Here is a 15,721-nt window from a genome sequence, read left to right on the forward strand (position 1 = left end):
GAAAAATCCAAAAAAAGGAAATTGGGTTATTCGTTTACCGAGATGATATAATCTGTTTCACAGATTATGATATTCTATTAGGTATTTGTGAGTTTTTAGATTAGGGATTACTTCTTTCGCATCAGAATTGCCCACAACATATCCATTCCAAATAGATCACTGTCTTTCAAATTCTGCATGTTTCTCAGTTCAACGATTTCAAAGTGATCTTGTAAAATTTTTCTGATTTTCTGCTCTGAATAACCCATTCCTCCATGCATGGATCTGTCTTTGTACACATCATAATCTGAGATATCTGCTCCTCCGGTCTGGTTGAAACAGGTCATTCCGAAATACCCATCAGATTTTAAAAGATCTGAAATAATGGCGATATACTGGATCCTTCGATGTGGTTTAATATGATGAAAGCACCCGCTGTCATATATATAATCATAGAGGGTGGGGGCTTGATAGTCAAAGATGGAATTACGTATGAAATTTACCTTCACATGGTGTTCTTTTGCATTCTGTTCTGCCCAGTTGATGGATGTGCTGGAAAAGTCTATCGCATCTACGATAAAGCCGCATTTAGCAAGATAAATCGCATTCCTACCCATTCCACACCCGATATCAAGTATCCTTCCCCTGGTAAAGATATTCTGCTCAATATATGAATGTAAATTTTCATCGGGAATACATCGAAAAAAAGGCACAGGTTTGGTTTTATCAGCGTAAAAAGCATCCCACCAGTCAGCATCAGGTTTCTTGAGCAGATCATCCAGCATAAGAAAGATATCTTCATTTGATCTTATGATGAGAGAATCTGATATAGAGTCCATAATATCGAAAAAATTTTAATTAAAGATTAATATTAAGTGCTTTTCTCATTGAATCAGCATTCATGCCAGAGGTAATCCTTCCTCCATACAGAAGTCTGATTGCATCTTTATCTAATTCCGATAGTGTTGCAGATGAGTTTGCTTTGGAATAGAAGAAACTGTCAGGTTCTTTTGTTGTCTCCCCATGGATACCCATATTCCAGTAAAGGGCTTTCAGAATATAGTACCTCCGATCCTGTCCTTCAAGTCCATTCCAAAGATATACATATTCAGGTCCGATAATCCCAACCAGAGTCCCATTTTGGTCTTTGAGTAATTCCTCTTTTGTTGACTTGTATTTGTCCTTTTTGTACGTATCAAGGGATTCCCGCGATGTAAGAGTAATCCGGTAATACCGATATGGAACATTGGCATAGTTATCTTTTAGATCACCTTTGAGAACAGATTCATCCTCGAATTGTGCTGTTGTGGAAAGATCATTGAATTCTCGTGCATATGCAAGGGATGTATTGATGTCGTCTGAAATGTATCCTTCATTAAACCAGATCATATAATCCGGTTCTGACACCAGAAGGGTATTGTTGGAACTATCTTTTCCATATACGATTGAGATCAAATGCTCTGTAATTTTATCCTTGTAATCAAAATTATCCCTGTTTTTTAGCAGGTATTCGTCGGTGTGAAGATTTCCGTTTAGGTAAAGCGTATTTGGTGTTGAAACGCCCACCATAAGCCCGGCTCCGATTTTTAAGACCCTGTCTAAACTATTGGAATTGGTCTTGACCTTATCAATAATTGCAGGAGAAACAAGTTTTACTTCATAAATTGGATTTGATTCTTTTTCTATCGTTACATTAGGAATAATATAATCTTTTGATTCTCCAGAATTTAGATCAGGTCCGCTATTGTCCTTATTAGGTTGCTCTCCTACACAACACCCTGTCAATGTCATGAGCAGTAACAGGATACTGATGTACCATAATATCAGGGTGAGTTTTCTGTTCATATATGCAATATCACTTTGATACATATTATTCCATTTCAAATCGTAATGCTTATTATATCTATATCCTTTAGTCATCAATTTCATTTAATATGAAAAATAACCAACTAACAGGGGATATTTTTGATTTTAATTGCATTAGGTACAATCAATTATTGTTTCTAATCTATTATAAAAGTACACTAAAAAGCATTTGCAAGAATACGAATCTATAAATACGATCGCCAGTTTTTATTGCGCTATTTCATAATGCTGAAATAATAGTATAAATAATAAAGATAGTATGAGGATTGTTTCAGTTTCAATACTGATTATTATTCTACTCTGCTTGGTCCTGATTGCAGGATGTACTGCCCTGGTTGGTGTAAATGAGCTAAATACATCTCATAATCAAACCGTGAATAGTAGTCATTCTGAAGGAAATACTAGTGCGAAAGAGGCAGTAAGTACAATCAAACCTGTAGAGACACAGAAAAAGACAGTATCCCGTTCTACTACTCTCGATGCAAATGCTGGTGAAACATATTATAATATCAGGATTGTCCCGGCATCAGAACTTGAGAAACTTGAGAAAGAGATGGGTTCAGATGAATACTTAGTAAAGAATGACAAGGATTACGTTCTTGGAATTGTTTCATCAAAAGGTCTGACCCTGAGAGGAGATCTGATGCAGATCGAGAGTCAGAATGTTAGTGTTGGAAAAGATTTTGACAAAGAAGATGTCGTGCTTCACTTGCTTGATATTGCATTCGGTCTTGATAATGCAAAACTGAAATTGTTTAAATCAAATAAAAAATATCAGTTCTGGCTTGACGGGTATTATACTCAGTCAGAAGTTGACTATGTTAAAAGTCTGGCTACACTCTTTAATTCAATATCTGGAACTACCGAGTTCGAAGATGAAGATGTTGCTCTTGGATTCCTGAATTCAAATTATGCAGAGATTCCATACAATTATTATAATATAAAAATATTCACCGAAAAGATGTTGCAACAATATTATGATGATAAGAAAAAGGATTCAGATCATCTGCTTAAAAATCAGAAAGGAGAATTGATCGGGATTGTCAATGATGATTATGTATATCTCTTAAATACCTTAAGCGAGGAAGATCAGAGATATTACATTTTGAAAGGACTTCTCTACAGTATGGGTCTGCATGGGACATCATATAAGAATAAAGAAAGTTTCTTCTACAGAACTGAGGGTTTAAACCGAAATCTGACTGATCTCGACAAGGAAGCAATTAAGATCCTGTATGGTGGCGGACTTAAGGCTGGAGATTCTTTAGAAACAACAAGAAAGATGTTTGGTCTTTCAACCTAACTTATTTCCTCGTTTTTCGAATTATTCTTTATTCACGATTCCTGTATAAACCTCCCGTATTGCTGATAACACTTTGAATCCCTTTTCGGTGATAACATAATCACCCCGTTCATGTCTCTGGATAATCATCCCAGCTTCCTGGAGTTTTTTTATGTGAAAAAGTAGATTTCCCCCTCTCAATTTGGTTAGCTGGGAGAGATCTGAAAATGTCTTGGTCTCTGCTGATACTGCCTGAAGGATTTGAAATCGTGGGGTACTTGCAATTGGTTCTATTATTCCTGAAACAATCTTCTCTTCCGGGTAATCCAACAGAGGAAGAGTTGATTTCTGTTGTTTTAGAATCCCCAGTGAAGACATCAGGTCCAGTTGCTTCTCAAAAAGACGCCTGACTTCGTTAAAACAGATATCACATCGTTCAGATGGTCCTTTTTTACGCATCTCATCTAAGTGGGTCCGGTAAGATCGGACAAGATCATCGGTAATTTCTCCATCATTGATATGGTTTGATGTGATGGTAAGAAAATTAAGGAGGACCTTAAAGCAGGTATCATGCATTTCACAATCATGCACCATGTTACTGGAGAGGCATTCCTTTGCACGTTCAACATGGTTTTTTGATAGAATTTCCCCATACTCATGTTTAAGATCTGCCATTATTGATTGGAGATGGACCTGATTTGTGCGTTCAAAAAATTTCTTCAGATCTCCCCTGATTTGTTGGATTTCATGCATGAGTGCATCCGGGGTCACTGACTGTTCTGTTTGGTCCATTGTTTTTTCTTATCAATTATAGGGGATATATCATTATAACTGTTAGAGTCATTCAAATGTAGCAAAAAGCGTCTTAGTTATTATTATGACGCTCAAGTATATTATGACAACACTCAAAGGTATGTATGGTGAGGCACATGCCGATCTGGAATTGTACAGGAACAGAAGTAAGCAAAGAAAAGGCTGAAGAGTCTATCGCACATCTGAAAAACGCCTGCTTTGGATGCAGTACCCATAGTAACGACTGCTCGATTGCCAAAGCTGTTGGCGATATATCATCCATGATCAAGGAGTGATTATTCATGTCATCTGTGAAAGAACAGATTCATGCCCAGATAACCGGGGCATTATCCGGTGCTGTCTTTCCCATAGACACACCTGATAAACTGATTGCGGCATTTCCTGCCGGAGCTGACACAACCTGTCAGGTTGGCGATGTTAAAATGACAGCCGGTGAAGCAGGAACCCTCCTGAAAGGGAGTGATTTTCCGTTCACCAGTGCCAAGCAGGTTGCAGATATTATCGTAGAACGTGCAGGACTGTAAGTCTTGATCAGTTTTTATATCCCTTTTTTCGTTTATAGGTCCGTGGAATATAGTGTGTAATTTTCACGAATTATAGCCTGATCCATCTCAACATCCCTGATAACTGACTTAAATGATCCATTGAAGTTGCTGCAAGAACAAGAGGATTTACTGATATCGTCCCATCTTCATTCTCCTCAATGGAGGACACAATTAATGAAGCAAACTCCATTGAAGATGTTGCAAGTGCAAGATACCGGCGAACCATCATAAGAGCGATTACGGCATTTACAACAGTTGTGCACCCGAAAACCCCACTGATAACCTCCCAGGTCATACTCTCCCGCCATGTTGTACGATATCATTGATCGTCATGTTCCCTGAAACAAACCCGATAGATCTCAATGAATTATTTCCAGAATCCTGTAATCCAAAACTCATCAATCCGGATCCATTTACATACAACGATCCTGACAGATCCGGTCTGATGCTTTTTGAGACCGAATAACTTCCCTTGTTTAGGATCCCTGTGGAGAAGAGTTCTGAATTATCATTTTGTTTCTGGGTTTGCTGAATAAAGGCACATGCAAGCCAGTCAGGAATGATAGAGTTTCTTCCTGTGGCGTAATCATATACAAGAACAGGACCCGAACTCTTCACTGAAAGATCTGTATCCAGTCCCTCTCCTTCTCCAACCGACAAAGCCACTTCAGAGGTATCTATTGCCATTGCCCGGGATGTAAATGATCCATTCATATCAGAACCTGAAGTGGTAAGTATTACCGATCCATCAGTCTGTATCGAAGTTGCGAGATAATCGGCACCTGCGAAACCTGCTACAATAAGACAAAAAATCCCAATAAGGCATTCTCTCTTCATATTCCCCCCGGATATGAAAAAAGAGATTATGCCAGGATGGCAACCGTGTCAGCCCAGGTTTCAATTCCGGTTCTGATGGCATCATTCTCGTAACTGGAGAGAGTGACGCTGTCCCTCTTAAACGAGACTGAATAGAGTTCCCCGTTACTGGCATGGGCTTTTATAGTGCAGCTGAAAGAGTCCTCTGATGAATCACGTGAAGCAGTCACACCGGCTCCCATACCGGCGGTGATTGCTGCAGATCCAGTGATTTGGGTCACTGCAGTATTCACTGCCTCCATAGTCGGTCCCCGGATTGGAATGCTCCCGACAGTCTTTGCTTCTGCATTTTCATACACAATGGTGGCTGCGTATGCTTCCTTTGTTTTTTCAACTGCCGGCTTTGCAACCCCGGCGGACTCGTACGTTGTACATCCCCATGGATTATTTTCCAGGACATCCTGGATTAGTGCATGGAACGTGGCATAGTCTGCTATAGGTGTAGCAAGTTTCCGCATAGCTGACTTTACTACGCTCTTTTGTGTAAAATCTCCCATTTCTTTCCCCCATGTCGCCTGTTATGCGACACTATCTGGTATGTGGTGTATATATATAAGGCTGAAAAGAACTGGTTAATCAAGCGTTAAAAGGGCGCAGAACTAAAAAAACTCTATCTAGAAGAGCACGCCTATGTACAATCTTTAAAATCTAAAAATATTCGAGTATTTTTTAGAATATACCAGTAATTTGGTATGTTAGCAACATTTGGTTATCTTATAGTGGTGGGATTAATTAAATTTTTTCACTGTATTCAACTGTTAAGTCAAATACATTTCAAAAGCTTTAGGAAGATGAGGCGATTAAAGTGTTTCACTGTTATCGGAATGACGTGTCAATCCATAACAGGAGGTTGATCATATGAAAACTGGAAGAAGCACAGTGAAGTACCCCCCAGCAGATGAACAAGCTTGGTGGCAGATCATAGAGGGGGATGGGGTAGTATTGCCGTTTGTCTGGTTAAGTATATCGTTTATCAACGGTTGTGGATTGCTGTACGATATAATCATTCAGGGAATAAAAATTTCTTCTGATTATGCTTATCCGGTGGTTCAATGAGGAGTACCAATTCGAATTACTGGACGAGACGAACTGCTGAGTATAGTGCACGAGATTATCTTGTAGATCATGGGTATACGGTTATCAGGGTCGCAGAGAGTCACACTCATGAGCCTGTTGGAATCAATCTGATTGCCTGGAAAAAAGATGGAAATGTCCTCTTTATTTGTGCCAGATCCATCCGGAGAGGATCAATAAAGACTGATATTGAGGCTTTATCAAAACTTGTACAATCATCCCGATATCCTGGATCTGTTGAGTACTGGGTGAGATACAAGGCAGGATGGAGGCGGTACCTGGTTGATGCAGGTGGAGCGATACCTCTCCCGGTGTTATTATGAGAACTCACCGTGGTCAGTTTCTGTCTCTGTGCCATCTCTCTGTAGTGCGTCGCTCTTTCATGAATCCTTCCATAGATTGTAATCAGGGGGGAATATGATATGGCTCCTGATGGTCAATACGACGAGATCCTGGCAACTCTGAATTGTCTGTTCACATCCGGCCAGGTCATAGAAATCAGGATTCTCAGCGAAGATGGTGTATCATCGGGGTACTTTGATAATTTTGAGAAAGCCGCTTTGGCTATGTGTTCACAGGATCGTGACCCAAGAGGGCATGGAATCTATGTAACCCTTAATGAAATCACCCGGGATCTCCTGGCCCGGCGAGCAAACCGGATCAAGTATCGCATCGGCAGACAGGATCAGACAACGTCAGACTCTGATATTATCCATCGCAGATGGTTACCGATAGATATTGATCCAGTACGAAAATCCGGGATATCCTCTTCTAATGCTGAGCATGACGAGGCACTTTTGCGAGCCGAAGAGATCAGAAAATTTCTCCAGGAGAAGGGATGGAAAAAGCCCATTCTTGCAGACTCTGGAAATGGTGCACATCTCTTGTATGCCATCGATCTCCCAAGCGATGAAGTTGGCAGAGACCTGATCAGATCAGTTCTCATTGTGCTTGATCAGAAATTTTCTGATGAAATGTGCAGGGTTGATACCGCGAACTTCAATGCTTCCAGAATTTGGAAAGTGTATGGAACTACCTCGCGTAAAGGAGACAATCTGCCTGATCGCCCTCATCGGCGTGCCAGAATTATAGCATACAGCGGTGAAAGGCAGATTGTGACTGCCTCAGAACTCGTTTCACTGATTACTGAATGCTCGAAAAGTGAAGAAAACATAGATTCAGGACATTTAAACAGACAACAACGTTATAATGCACCTACACAGCCATCTGCGACGAATTCTCATGCTGTGAGTTTTGGAGAGAGTTCTGTACATGATCTTGGGTCATGGCTCACAACGCATGGTCTGTCCTATACATCAAAGCCATACCAGGGAGGTATTCTCTTTTCCCTTCATTCCTGCCCTTTTTCTGATACCCATCAGGATGGTGCGTTTGCCATACAATTTGAGAACGGGGCTATATTTGCCGGATGTCACCATGATTCCTGCGGCAGCGGCAGACAGCGATGGCATGAACTTCGCAAAAAATTTGAACCTGCCAGATATGATTTCGAGACAAGAATCGCTGAACGACGTCGTGCACGAATCAAAGCCAAACTGATTGCAGAAGGGAGAATTGATCCTTATGATGAGATCAGTGATGGACCGGCTGTAGAAAACAGGAATAAGGGATCCGGTTCTGGTATAGAGAAACAGAAACCTGGTGATACAGATTTGGATTTGGTTCAGCAGCGTGCACAGAATATACTCGCCACTGGAAATCCGCTAGCTTTTATCCTTGAAACCTTTGGGTCGTTGCATGAAGGGGATCAAAGAGTTGCTGAATGTCTGATTCATTCGCTGGTCTCCCGGTCTGTCATAAACAGTAAAGGGCTGCACGTCTCGATCACTGGTGAGTCAGGAAAAGGCAAATCTCATGCCATAGATATGATGAAATCCCTGATTCCACCTGCATTAAGGCTTGAAGGCAGAATGAGTGACAAAGCCCTCTTTTACATGGATGATCTGATGCCTGGAACAGTGATCACCCTCGATGATGTGAATCTTTCTGATCAGATGCAGGAGATCCTCAAGGGTGTAACAACTTCATTTCAAAAGCCATTCCCGTATAGGACGGTAAGTAAAGATAGAAAACCTCAAATCTGTACGATTCCGGAGCGATGCGTCTGGTGGATCGCAAAAGTTGAAGGAGCTGGTGATGATCAGGTCTTTAACCGGATGCTCACCTGCTGGATAGATGACAGCGAGATGCAGGATGAAAAGGTTCTTGACCGGACACTTGCAGCTGCCGGACAACTCCCGGGCACTCCTACACAGGAATCAGAAGAGGTCAGGGTCTGCAGGAAGATCTGGGGTGAGATTGAGCAGATCTGGGTCGTTATTCCTTTTGCAACACGAATCCGATTCCAGTCATCAGAGAACCGAAGAAATCCTGATATGTTGCTCGATCTGATCAGAACAAATGCAGCCCTCTGTCAAAAGCAGAGGGAACAGATTGTTGTAAATGGTATCAATTGTATTATTGCATCTGATTGTGATTTTACTGAAGCTTCTCGACTTTTTATGAGTTTGAACAGTGATGGTGGAGGTCAGGCGTATAAACTTACAAAACGTGAGACTTCTCTTCTCTCACTGATTGCATCACTCAATAGGTATGAAGTGACAGTAGCCGAACTTCAACGTGAAACAGGCTGGACAAATTCTACAATCAACAAGTTACTCCATGGATACCGGTCATATGGGAAGTCGTACTCAGGTCTTCTTGAGAAGTGTCCTGCTATCTCGTATCTTGACCGGACTGAATCTCGGGGTGATGGTGGATGCACCACATATCGCAGGTCAAAAGCCTACATCTGGGATTGTGATCTGTATACTGCCTGGAAAAAGGGTGGTTTGATATGGCTTGCCAGGGATGATACCGGAGACGATCAGAATCCTCCAGATGATAATGATGGATCCGGGGGAGAGGGTGATACAGGCAGTGAAGATACTGCCATGTGTACTTCAGAGGATCCAGGTTCTTCACAGGGAGATTCTGATCAGACATTAGAAGTTGATACACGAAATGAAACTGACAATCCCGATGTAAACAAACAGGGCACCATACCTGGTGCAGGTGTCGGTATTGCTTCTCTTTCATCAGGGATGTTTGTATCAACTGGTGAGTTTCCTGTTCGCACGTCCTGCTGTGTATGTGGTAAACGGCCATCACAGTACAGGGGGCGTGTCAAAAAGAATAGAGAATCTGATCCCTTGAAACCTGATCTCATGATCTGTAATTCATGTTATCAAAGGGTGGTCTCACGAGAAGCTGCAGAGATAATCGCACTTCCCGGGATTATCGATACAAGTAGTATGGCGAGTATTCAGAATGTGTCACAAAAATGTGATCTCTGTTCTTTAAAGCCAGCTGTATGGGTAGATCCTCATTCCAGAACTCACCTCTGTGACTCTTGTTATCAGCGTGAAGTAAAGCGGAGTGCTGATGATGCGCAATTGACCGGTACTACTCCTCCATGAATATTATTTGGGTGGATGGTTGGGAGTATGGGTGGTATGCGACAGGTGAATTATGAGCCGACCAGACCCTACAAGATGCAGGGCAATTTGTTGCCCGCATCTTCAATGGCAATATTACCGTACAGCACCCCCCTCGCAAAAACAGCAGCGACGGCTTATCTGTATGATACTCAACAAACAGCCAAGCCACATGTACTTCTGTCCGATGAGGGAGCAATCTGGATCGCTGATGGGTGAGAGGAGATGAACACATTTGTAGAACAGATCAAACATGCTTCCCCGTATGAACTGTGTGGAAGAATGATAATGGATGGGGATCAGATACTGATATTTATTGATGAGATTGGAAGATTTAGTCTTCAGATCAAAGATGTATCTTTAGCAATCCTTGGTTTTGGCTCAGGGAATATCTCTGGTCCTGTGCCCGGGGTCTTCAGAATTTCTGAAAGTGGCAGGGGGCTATATCTTGAAATTGGCGGAGTGCTTTATACAACACCGGTCTCACGTGTTCGGGCAGTTCTATCTGGTGTTCATCGAAAGGCTCCTGTGATGCGATTTACTGGGTCATAAGACCTGTCTTTAGGATGGGTCTAACCAATCCTTCTTTTTTTCGATGAAACGTTTTAGATGCATCTATGATGATGTGATGGGTTTTGTATGCAATATGTATTCACCTGAAACCTGATTCCCTGCTGATGGTTCTCTTGTTCTTGCAAGGGGAATTGGGCGGGAGAAAAAAGACAACACATGGCAAGAGCGGGGGTCAAAGATTCAAATTTAAGAAAGTATAGAGGATATTCTAAGTAATAATAAAATATTTATTATTATTATCTATAGAGAGCGGGAATGAGAGTGATGAGAGGAGAGATCATATGTGTATTCTCATATATGTGTGAGTATAAAATCACCGCTCTCCCGCTGTCAGTGATGAGGTTATAAGATAATTAACTGAATTATCGAATAGACGAAAGATATGATGAGGATTGATCCCGCTTGTTTATCCGGGTCTCCGACCAGCTGTTGATATTCAGGAAGTAAGAATTATATAAAAATCCACACAGGAAGAGTAAATCTGGTAAAATATAACGATAATGTCACTATGATCGATTATTCGTATATATTTTAAGATCCTTGTCTCATTAAGACAAGGATTTGTTGATGGAGTATCAGCTTAACTCAAATGGGATAAAATACCCCATTTTGTTTAGCATGCTTTACAAAATAATGTATCTCTATTTCCTTAAATATTCAGGATAAGGTATGAGTCAGATAGTTCCACCTTATTTTTCTTATCTCATGAATCGCATGAAAATTACAACAAAATGATGAACTGACTCGTATTAGGACACCACAAATTTTCAAGGTTTCGGGTGTGAACTACAAAGCGGTTCATGTGGTTTTTACCAGGGTACTATGGTTTCGTCCATAGAGGAGATATATTGAAAGCCCAATTACAAGCCAAACAATACATCGTATATATGAGGGTGTGTGGAGGTTTAGGAAAAGAAAAAGACAGATGAGGATACTTGCAAGAGGAAGATACGGGGCCGGGGGAGATTTGAATGGCCGGTAAATGTCTGGACTTGTTCTGCGGAGGATGATGACTGAACATGATACAAACATGAAGGCAAACAACACCCCGGTATGAGCAAGTTCTGCTGCTTCAAGGAGTGGGAGAAATCCTGCAAGAATTGCAGAGCTGGGAAATATGATCCGATGTTTTAAGGAGATAATTAAGTCCCGCAGTTTTCTGTGGGTTCCATTTTATAGGCCCGGTCTTTAGCCCCCGGATCCGGCCCATAGTTGATACGATTCGATCACTGGATCTTGTTTATGTCAACTCCATGCATTACTTCATATGAAAGGCTATTAACCTGTTTGAGACGGCAATGCCGAAAAAAGTATTCTTAATAGCGAGTGAATGACATATGTGTTATGAGAATTTTATTGTATGAACAGTTGACAAATAGCGATGACTTGTTGGAACACATCTCACATCCAATACCGCTATGAACTAGGTGAAACTATGCGAAAACCAGTATCGGGACTTCTCTTCCGCTAAATCCTTTCATCCGATCCCATTATAATAATCCATTATGTCCAACTTCTCCTTTACCACTCCGGAAAGCAGACAACGCTGGGAGACCAACGCCGATCATTGGGACGCCCGTATGGGTGACAAGTCTAATCTGTTCCATCGCACCATTGTCCGTCCGCATACTGAAGAATTGCTTAAGGTCCAGTGTGGCGATCTCGTGCTTGATATTGCCTGTGGAACCGGGAATTTTTCAGAACGACTCGCAGAGTTGGGGGCAAAGGTCGTAGCTTTCGATTTCTCTAAAAAAATGATTGGGCATGCCCGGAGACGGCGTTCGTCCCATACAGAAAAGATTGAATTCTACGAATGCGATGCAACAGATTATGATCAGTTAATTGCCCTCAAAAAAGACAGACCATTTGACAAGGCGGTTGCAAACATGGCGGTCATGGACATCGCCGATATTGGACCGCTCTTTAAGGCTGTTTCTGAAATGTTAAAACCTGGCGGAGTTTTTGTTTTTTCAACACATCATCCCTGTTTTATAAAACCTAGCGGGAAATACTTTACTTCATGCGTCCATGAAGGCGAGGGTCTTGTCGGTCAGCCAGTGAAACAACTTTATTATCACCGACCTTTACAGGAAATTCTCGGAAATGGTTTTTCATCGTGTTTTGTCATGGATGGATTTTTTGAGGAGCCAGATGATGATCCGGAGTTTCCGGTCATTATAATTGTACGGATGAGAAAAACGTGAAATTAATCATTGCGTTGAAATTGTTTGATACCACTGGGTGATTAGACAAAGTTTAGAGGAATATAACGGATCATCTTTTCAGGTCCTCACCACGAAGCAGCCCAAATAGTAACAAATGAGAAGGTAAGGTGAAACATGCCAGAATTTGAATGGGGGCCCGATGTTGTGAAACTCCGGGAATAGATTTATTCGCTCATCTCTTTTACAGAGAAAGCCTCAATCCTTGATATTGGGTGTGGCTCTGGGAATGATCTTATCCGCTTCGGGAAGCGGTGTGGTGCAGAGGCGAGACTTGTCGGAATCTGCCATCAAATCAGTTGAAAAAGCCCCCTAAAAATTTTATTCGTTATAATAGCAGGTACATAGAAAAATCTTGTATTTATGGGATATTATATCTCAAAACCATCCTCTGAAAATCTGTAAAATTACATACTCATTTACTCCCTATAAGTTATTTCAATTAACCTAGTATTTAAATCAAATATTATTTATACATTATATGTTAGATATTATCACCTCGATAATGATCGTTGAACTTGTTATCCCTAAGTTTCCAAAATAACCCCTTGGGTTGATTATTGGAGAATAAAATGTCTCAAAGAAATTTAAAAGCAAATAACACTTTAATGCTCATTGCATTCGTACTTATTACGTTTACAATTTCCGTGAGTATTGTATCAGCAGCAGGTGGAACACATACAATTACTGATATGACCGGTAATACTGTAACAGTTCCTGATGATATTAATAAAGTCGTCACATTCAATGCAATCCCTGTATTAAACAGTTACATCATTGCTCTTGGAAAAGGTGACACTATTATGAATAGCCTCTCCTCAATGGCAAACACACCATACACGAAATATCAGACTATTTTAGCACCACAGATAGAAAGTGGAGTAGATTTAGGAAAAGCTGCTCCTAATGCTGAGCAGGTCATGGCCATGAATCCTGATGTAGTCATAACGTCTGAAAAATCCACTGTAGATGCGTTAAACAAAACGACCATCCCGGTTGTCTTTGTCCCAAGTACAATGGGGGATAATGCGCAGAATGAAAAAGTGATGACAGTTCTGGGTAAGGTATTTAACCAGGAATCTAAAGCTGATGAATACAATACGTTTAGTGATGAGGTTGCTGCCAACTTAAAGTCAAAACTTGGGACGATTTCTGATGATCAGAAACCAAAAGTTCTGAACATGTGGGCACCAACACTCGCGGTATTTAATTCCAGTGGATGGGTTGTTCCTGCTGGTGGTAAGGATGCTTTTGATTCATCCAGTATTAAGGGTGGGTATGGTGGCGTTACAGTCAGATACCAGGGAAATGTTGAAGAAGTCCAAAAATGGAATCCAGATGTTATTGTTGTAAGAGACCCAACTGACATTCCGTATCTAAAAGGAAATTCACAGTTCAGCAACATCAATGCAGTAAAGAATGATAAGATATATGTCTGTCCTGCCGGGCTCATGACGTGGGTAGGAGGAGCAGAAGTTCCACTCATGGCAGAATGGATAGCAACCAAGTTACATCCGGACAAAGTTTCTGAATCTGATCTGGTAAAAGACACCAAAGAATTATACAAGAAGTTCTTTGCATATGATTTAACAGACGCTCAGGCAAAGAACATAATTAATGGAACCCCCTAATTGGGTTATTCATTCATTTTTAATCTGTTTTTTCAAGTTGATAGTGTGATAATTGTTGAAATAAATTGCACATTGAATATTTCCCCCTTGTTTTTCCTGAACAAAAGACACAAGGATGAGATAATGAACAGGCGATTGCTACCCGAATAGAACCTGGAGACCAGAACAAATCCATTCTCTGTGGCCATTTCTAATCTTTGAAACATATTTTACTAAAGTGTTCAAAAGAGGAGATTAAAATTGTTTGAGAAACTACTAGAAAAAGCAAGATCTGGTGAGATTACAAAAGAACTTGCTCTAGAGATCCTTACTAAATCTAAAAAACCTGAAAACGCCCTAAAACTTTTTGAAATGGCATCGAAGGTTCGTAATGAAGTCATAGGGCCAAACCTATTGTGGGCTGGAGGAGGAATTCGTGCAACTGTACCATGTAAGATAGAGCCCAGATGTAAGTATTGTTCATTTTATTTGCGAGGTGAATTTAAACTCGAAACCATCATTTCATGTGTAAAAATTATGGAAGAAATAGGAATGAGAGAGATTCATCTGGTTGGAGGAGCGAATCTCCAGGGATATGATGAAGAAGTTCTGGAATTAATCAAGGCAATCAGATCAGTTTCAAATATAGCAATAGGATTAAATTTTGGTTGTTCATTATCAGAAGATACCATTCGTCTTCTCAAAGGAATGAATATCTTTGGTATCACAATCGCTATTGAAACAATAAATGAAGAACTCTTTAAAGCATCAAAACCTGGTGATAGCCTCAAACTGAAAAAAGAAATGTTTACAATCTGTGAACGGGTAGGTATGCCAATTCATGCTATGCTTTTTGTTGGATTGGGAGGAACTCTTGAAGATAGGATAAATCTAATTTATTTTGTAAAGCAATTTTCTCACCTCTCAACACTTTCATTCTCCAGATTCTTTCCTTTTTCAGGAACACCATTTCAAGATCATCAACGATGTTCACCATGGGATGTTGCAACAACTATCGCTGTTGCACGACTGGTGTTACCAAAAATTAATCTATCAATAGCAGCAGGCAATACTGTTGATGACATACCTCTTTGGTATATTGCCGGAGGTGGGAATCAAATTCAAGGGGTTTATACCACAGAGAAGAATTTTCCACTCGGACCAGGAGAAATTATGGTACCTGTTGATGAGGATCATATAATTATAAACCGCATGCCAATAGTGCAGCATTATCTTGAGGATATGGATGTTTCAATCAGGTAATGAGCAATAATATTTTAATGTCTCATCGCAGATTAAAAATTCAGAAAAATAAAATTACAGTGAGCTCCCTGGCACAAAATACAATTTCAAAGTATTTTATAAAGGAAAAAAATAATCGATA

General features: G+C 40.6%; 18 protein-coding genes. 11 read left to right on the forward strand and 7 right to left on the reverse strand.

Features of this window, described 5'->3' with window-relative positions:
* Positions 1-107 precede the first annotated feature (107 nt).
* Both DK846_RS10480 and DK846_RS10485 read right to left on the reverse strand, forming a co-directional pair.
* Positions 108-818: a class I SAM-dependent methyltransferase gene (locus DK846_RS10480; protein ID WP_109968905.1), complete on the reverse strand. Its 711-nt coding sequence runs from the start codon at positions 816-818 to the stop codon at positions 108-110.
* A gap of 19 nt (positions 819-837) precedes the next feature.
* Positions 838-1,824 (reverse strand): hypothetical protein, encoded by a 987-nt coding sequence (locus DK846_RS10485; protein ID WP_146201199.1) that lies wholly within the window; start codon positions 1,822-1,824, stop codon positions 838-840.
* A 280-nt stretch (positions 1,825-2,104) separates the two neighbouring features.
* Between DK846_RS10485 and DK846_RS10490 the strand changes: the two genes are divergently transcribed.
* The gene (locus DK846_RS10490; protein ID WP_109968907.1) at positions 2,105-3,148 is read left to right on the forward strand and encodes a hypothetical protein; all 1,044 of its coding nucleotides are present in this window, start codon (positions 2,105-2,107) and stop codon (positions 3,146-3,148) included.
* Positions 3,149-3,169: 21 nt separating this feature from the next.
* On the opposite strand, the gene DK846_RS10495 is transcribed toward DK846_RS10490, so the two are convergent.
* Complete coding sequence (locus DK846_RS10495) at positions 3,170-3,919, reverse strand: winged helix-turn-helix domain-containing protein (RefSeq protein WP_109968908.1); 750 nt, start codon at positions 3,917-3,919, stop codon at positions 3,170-3,172.
* Between the two features lie 137 nt (positions 3,920-4,056).
* Here DK846_RS10495 and DK846_RS17665 point away from each other — a divergent pair, with 137 nt between their 5' ends.
* Both DK846_RS17665 and DK846_RS10500 read left to right on the forward strand, forming a co-directional pair.
* Positions 4,057-4,215 carry a hypothetical protein gene (locus DK846_RS17665; RefSeq protein ID WP_181391727.1) on the forward strand — a complete coding sequence of 53 codons (159 nt, stop codon included), beginning with the start codon at positions 4,057-4,059 and terminating at the stop codon, positions 4,213-4,215.
* A 6-nt stretch (positions 4,216-4,221) separates the two neighbouring features.
* Entirely contained in the window at positions 4,222-4,464 is a 243-nt protein-coding gene (locus DK846_RS10500; protein ID WP_109968909.1) for an MTH865 family protein, read from the forward strand.
* Positions 4,465-4,534: 70 nt separating this feature from the next.
* Here the strand turns inward: DK846_RS10500 and DK846_RS10505 are convergent, their stop codons facing one another.
* Genes DK846_RS10505 through DK846_RS10515 form a run of 3 tightly spaced genes read right to left on the reverse strand, consistent with a single transcriptional unit; the run spans position 4,535 to position 5,858 of the window.
* The gene (locus DK846_RS10505; RefSeq protein WP_109968910.1) at positions 4,535-4,780 is read right to left on the reverse strand and encodes a hypothetical protein; all 246 of its coding nucleotides are present in this window, start codon (positions 4,778-4,780) and stop codon (positions 4,535-4,537) included.
* Positions 4,777-5,322, reverse strand: a complete 546-nt coding sequence (locus DK846_RS10510) for a hypothetical protein (protein WP_109968911.1) — start codon at positions 5,320-5,322, stop codon at positions 4,777-4,779. The genes DK846_RS10505 and DK846_RS10510 overlap by 4 nt, the downstream gene beginning before the upstream one ends.
* A 26-nt stretch (positions 5,323-5,348) precedes the next feature.
* Entirely contained in the window at positions 5,349-5,858 is a 510-nt protein-coding gene (locus tag DK846_RS10515) for a hypothetical protein (RefSeq protein WP_109968912.1), read from the reverse strand.
* 361 nt (positions 5,859-6,219) lie between these two features.
* On the opposite strand from DK846_RS10515, the gene DK846_RS10520 reads away from it, so the two are divergent.
* From DK846_RS10520 to DK846_RS10540, 5 genes are all read left to right on the forward strand, one after another.
* A complete protein-coding gene (locus DK846_RS10520; protein WP_109968913.1) occupies positions 6,220-6,417 on the forward strand; it encodes a hypothetical protein in 198 nt (65 codons plus the stop codon).
* Complete coding sequence (locus tag DK846_RS10525) at positions 6,414-6,758, forward strand: PDDEXK family nuclease (RefSeq protein ID WP_109968914.1); 345 nt, start codon at positions 6,414-6,416, stop codon at positions 6,756-6,758. Before DK846_RS10520 ends, DK846_RS10525 begins: the two co-directional genes overlap by 4 nt.
* A 99-nt stretch (positions 6,759-6,857) precedes the next feature.
* Positions 6,858-9,914 carry a hypothetical protein gene (locus tag DK846_RS10530; protein WP_109968915.1) on the forward strand — a complete coding sequence of 1,019 codons (3,057 nt, stop codon included), beginning with the start codon at positions 6,858-6,860 and terminating at the stop codon, positions 9,912-9,914.
* Between the two features lie 36 nt (positions 9,915-9,950).
* Positions 9,951-10,151 carry a hypothetical protein gene (locus tag DK846_RS10535; RefSeq protein ID WP_146201200.1) on the forward strand — a complete coding sequence of 67 codons (201 nt, stop codon included), beginning with the start codon at positions 9,951-9,953 and terminating at the stop codon, positions 10,149-10,151.
* 6 nt (positions 10,152-10,157) lie between these two features.
* Positions 10,158-10,484: a hypothetical protein gene (locus DK846_RS10540; protein ID WP_109968917.1), complete on the forward strand. Its 327-nt coding sequence runs from the start codon at positions 10,158-10,160 to the stop codon at positions 10,482-10,484.
* An 819-nt stretch (positions 10,485-11,303) separates the two neighbouring features.
* Here DK846_RS10540 and DK846_RS10545 read toward each other — a convergent pair.
* Positions 11,304-11,537 (reverse strand): amino acid permease C-terminal domain-containing protein, encoded by a 234-nt coding sequence (locus DK846_RS10545; protein ID WP_109968918.1) that lies wholly within the window; start codon positions 11,535-11,537, stop codon positions 11,304-11,306.
* A gap of 473 nt (positions 11,538-12,010) precedes the next feature.
* On the opposite strand from DK846_RS10545, the gene DK846_RS10550 reads away from it, so the two are divergent.
* From DK846_RS10550 to DK846_RS10560, 3 genes are all read left to right on the forward strand, one after another.
* On the forward strand, positions 12,011-12,709 hold the full coding sequence (locus DK846_RS10550; RefSeq protein WP_109968919.1) for a class I SAM-dependent methyltransferase: 699 nt from the start codon (positions 12,011-12,013) through the stop codon (positions 12,707-12,709).
* 590 nt (positions 12,710-13,299) lie between these two features.
* The gene (locus DK846_RS10555; RefSeq protein WP_109968920.1) at positions 13,300-14,358 is read left to right on the forward strand and encodes an ABC transporter substrate-binding protein; all 1,059 of its coding nucleotides are present in this window, start codon (positions 13,300-13,302) and stop codon (positions 14,356-14,358) included.
* Between the two features lie 240 nt (positions 14,359-14,598).
* A complete protein-coding gene (locus tag DK846_RS10560) occupies positions 14,599-15,600 on the forward strand; it encodes a radical SAM protein (protein WP_109968921.1) in 1,002 nt (333 codons plus the stop codon).
* Positions 15,601-15,721: the final 121 nt, after the last annotated feature.

Source organism: Methanospirillum lacunae (assembly GCF_003173355.1).
Lineage (GTDB): Archaea > Halobacteriota > Methanomicrobia > Methanomicrobiales > Methanospirillaceae > Methanospirillum > Methanospirillum lacunae.

Excerpts from the sequence above, each read along its gene's own strand:
- DK846_RS10520 (WP_109968913.1), top strand. The coding sequence starts at position 6,220 with ATGAAAACTGGAAGAAGCACAGTGAAGTACCCCCCAGCAGATGAACAA.
- DK846_RS10525 (WP_109968914.1), top strand. The coding sequence starts at position 6,414 with ATGAGGAGTACCAATTCGAATTACTGGACGAGACGAACTGCTGAGTAT.
- DK846_RS10535 (WP_146201200.1), top strand. The coding sequence starts at position 9,951 with ATGCGACAGGTGAATTATGAGCCGACCAGACCCTACAAGATGCAGGGC.
- DK846_RS10555 (WP_109968920.1), top strand. The coding sequence starts at position 13,300 with ATGTCTCAAAGAAATTTAAAAGCAAATAACACTTTAATGCTCATTGCA.
- DK846_RS10510 (WP_109968911.1), bottom strand. The coding sequence starts at position 5,322 with ATGAAGAGAGAATGCCTTATTGGGATTTTTTGTCTTATTGTAGCAGGT.
- DK846_RS10550 (WP_109968919.1), top strand. The coding sequence starts at position 12,011 with ATGTCCAACTTCTCCTTTACCACTCCGGAAAGCAGACAACGCTGGGAG.
- DK846_RS10485 (WP_146201199.1), bottom strand. The coding sequence starts at position 1,824 with ATGAACAGAAAACTCACCCTGATATTATGGTACATCAGTATCCTGTTA.
- DK846_RS10545 (WP_109968918.1), bottom strand. The coding sequence starts at position 11,537 with ATGTTTGTATCATGTTCAGTCATCATCCTCCGCAGAACAAGTCCAGAC.
- DK846_RS10500 (WP_109968909.1), top strand. The coding sequence starts at position 4,222 with ATGTCATCTGTGAAAGAACAGATTCATGCCCAGATAACCGGGGCATTA.
- DK846_RS10495 (WP_109968908.1), bottom strand. The coding sequence starts at position 3,919 with ATGGACCAAACAGAACAGTCAGTGACCCCGGATGCACTCATGCATGAA.
- DK846_RS10530 (WP_109968915.1), top strand. The coding sequence starts at position 6,858 with ATGGCTCCTGATGGTCAATACGACGAGATCCTGGCAACTCTGAATTGT.
- DK846_RS10490 (WP_109968907.1), top strand. The coding sequence starts at position 2,105 with ATGAGGATTGTTTCAGTTTCAATACTGATTATTATTCTACTCTGCTTG.
- DK846_RS10515 (WP_109968912.1), bottom strand. The coding sequence starts at position 5,858 with ATGGGAGATTTTACACAAAAGAGCGTAGTAAAGTCAGCTATGCGGAAA.
- DK846_RS10480 (WP_109968905.1), bottom strand. The coding sequence starts at position 818 with ATGGACTCTATATCAGATTCTCTCATCATAAGATCAAATGAAGATATC.
- DK846_RS10505 (WP_109968910.1), bottom strand. The coding sequence starts at position 4,780 with ATGACCTGGGAGGTTATCAGTGGGGTTTTCGGGTGCACAACTGTTGTA.
- DK846_RS10540 (WP_109968917.1), top strand. The coding sequence starts at position 10,158 with ATGAACACATTTGTAGAACAGATCAAACATGCTTCCCCGTATGAACTG.
- DK846_RS17665 (WP_181391727.1), top strand. The coding sequence starts at position 4,057 with ATGCCGATCTGGAATTGTACAGGAACAGAAGTAAGCAAAGAAAAGGCT.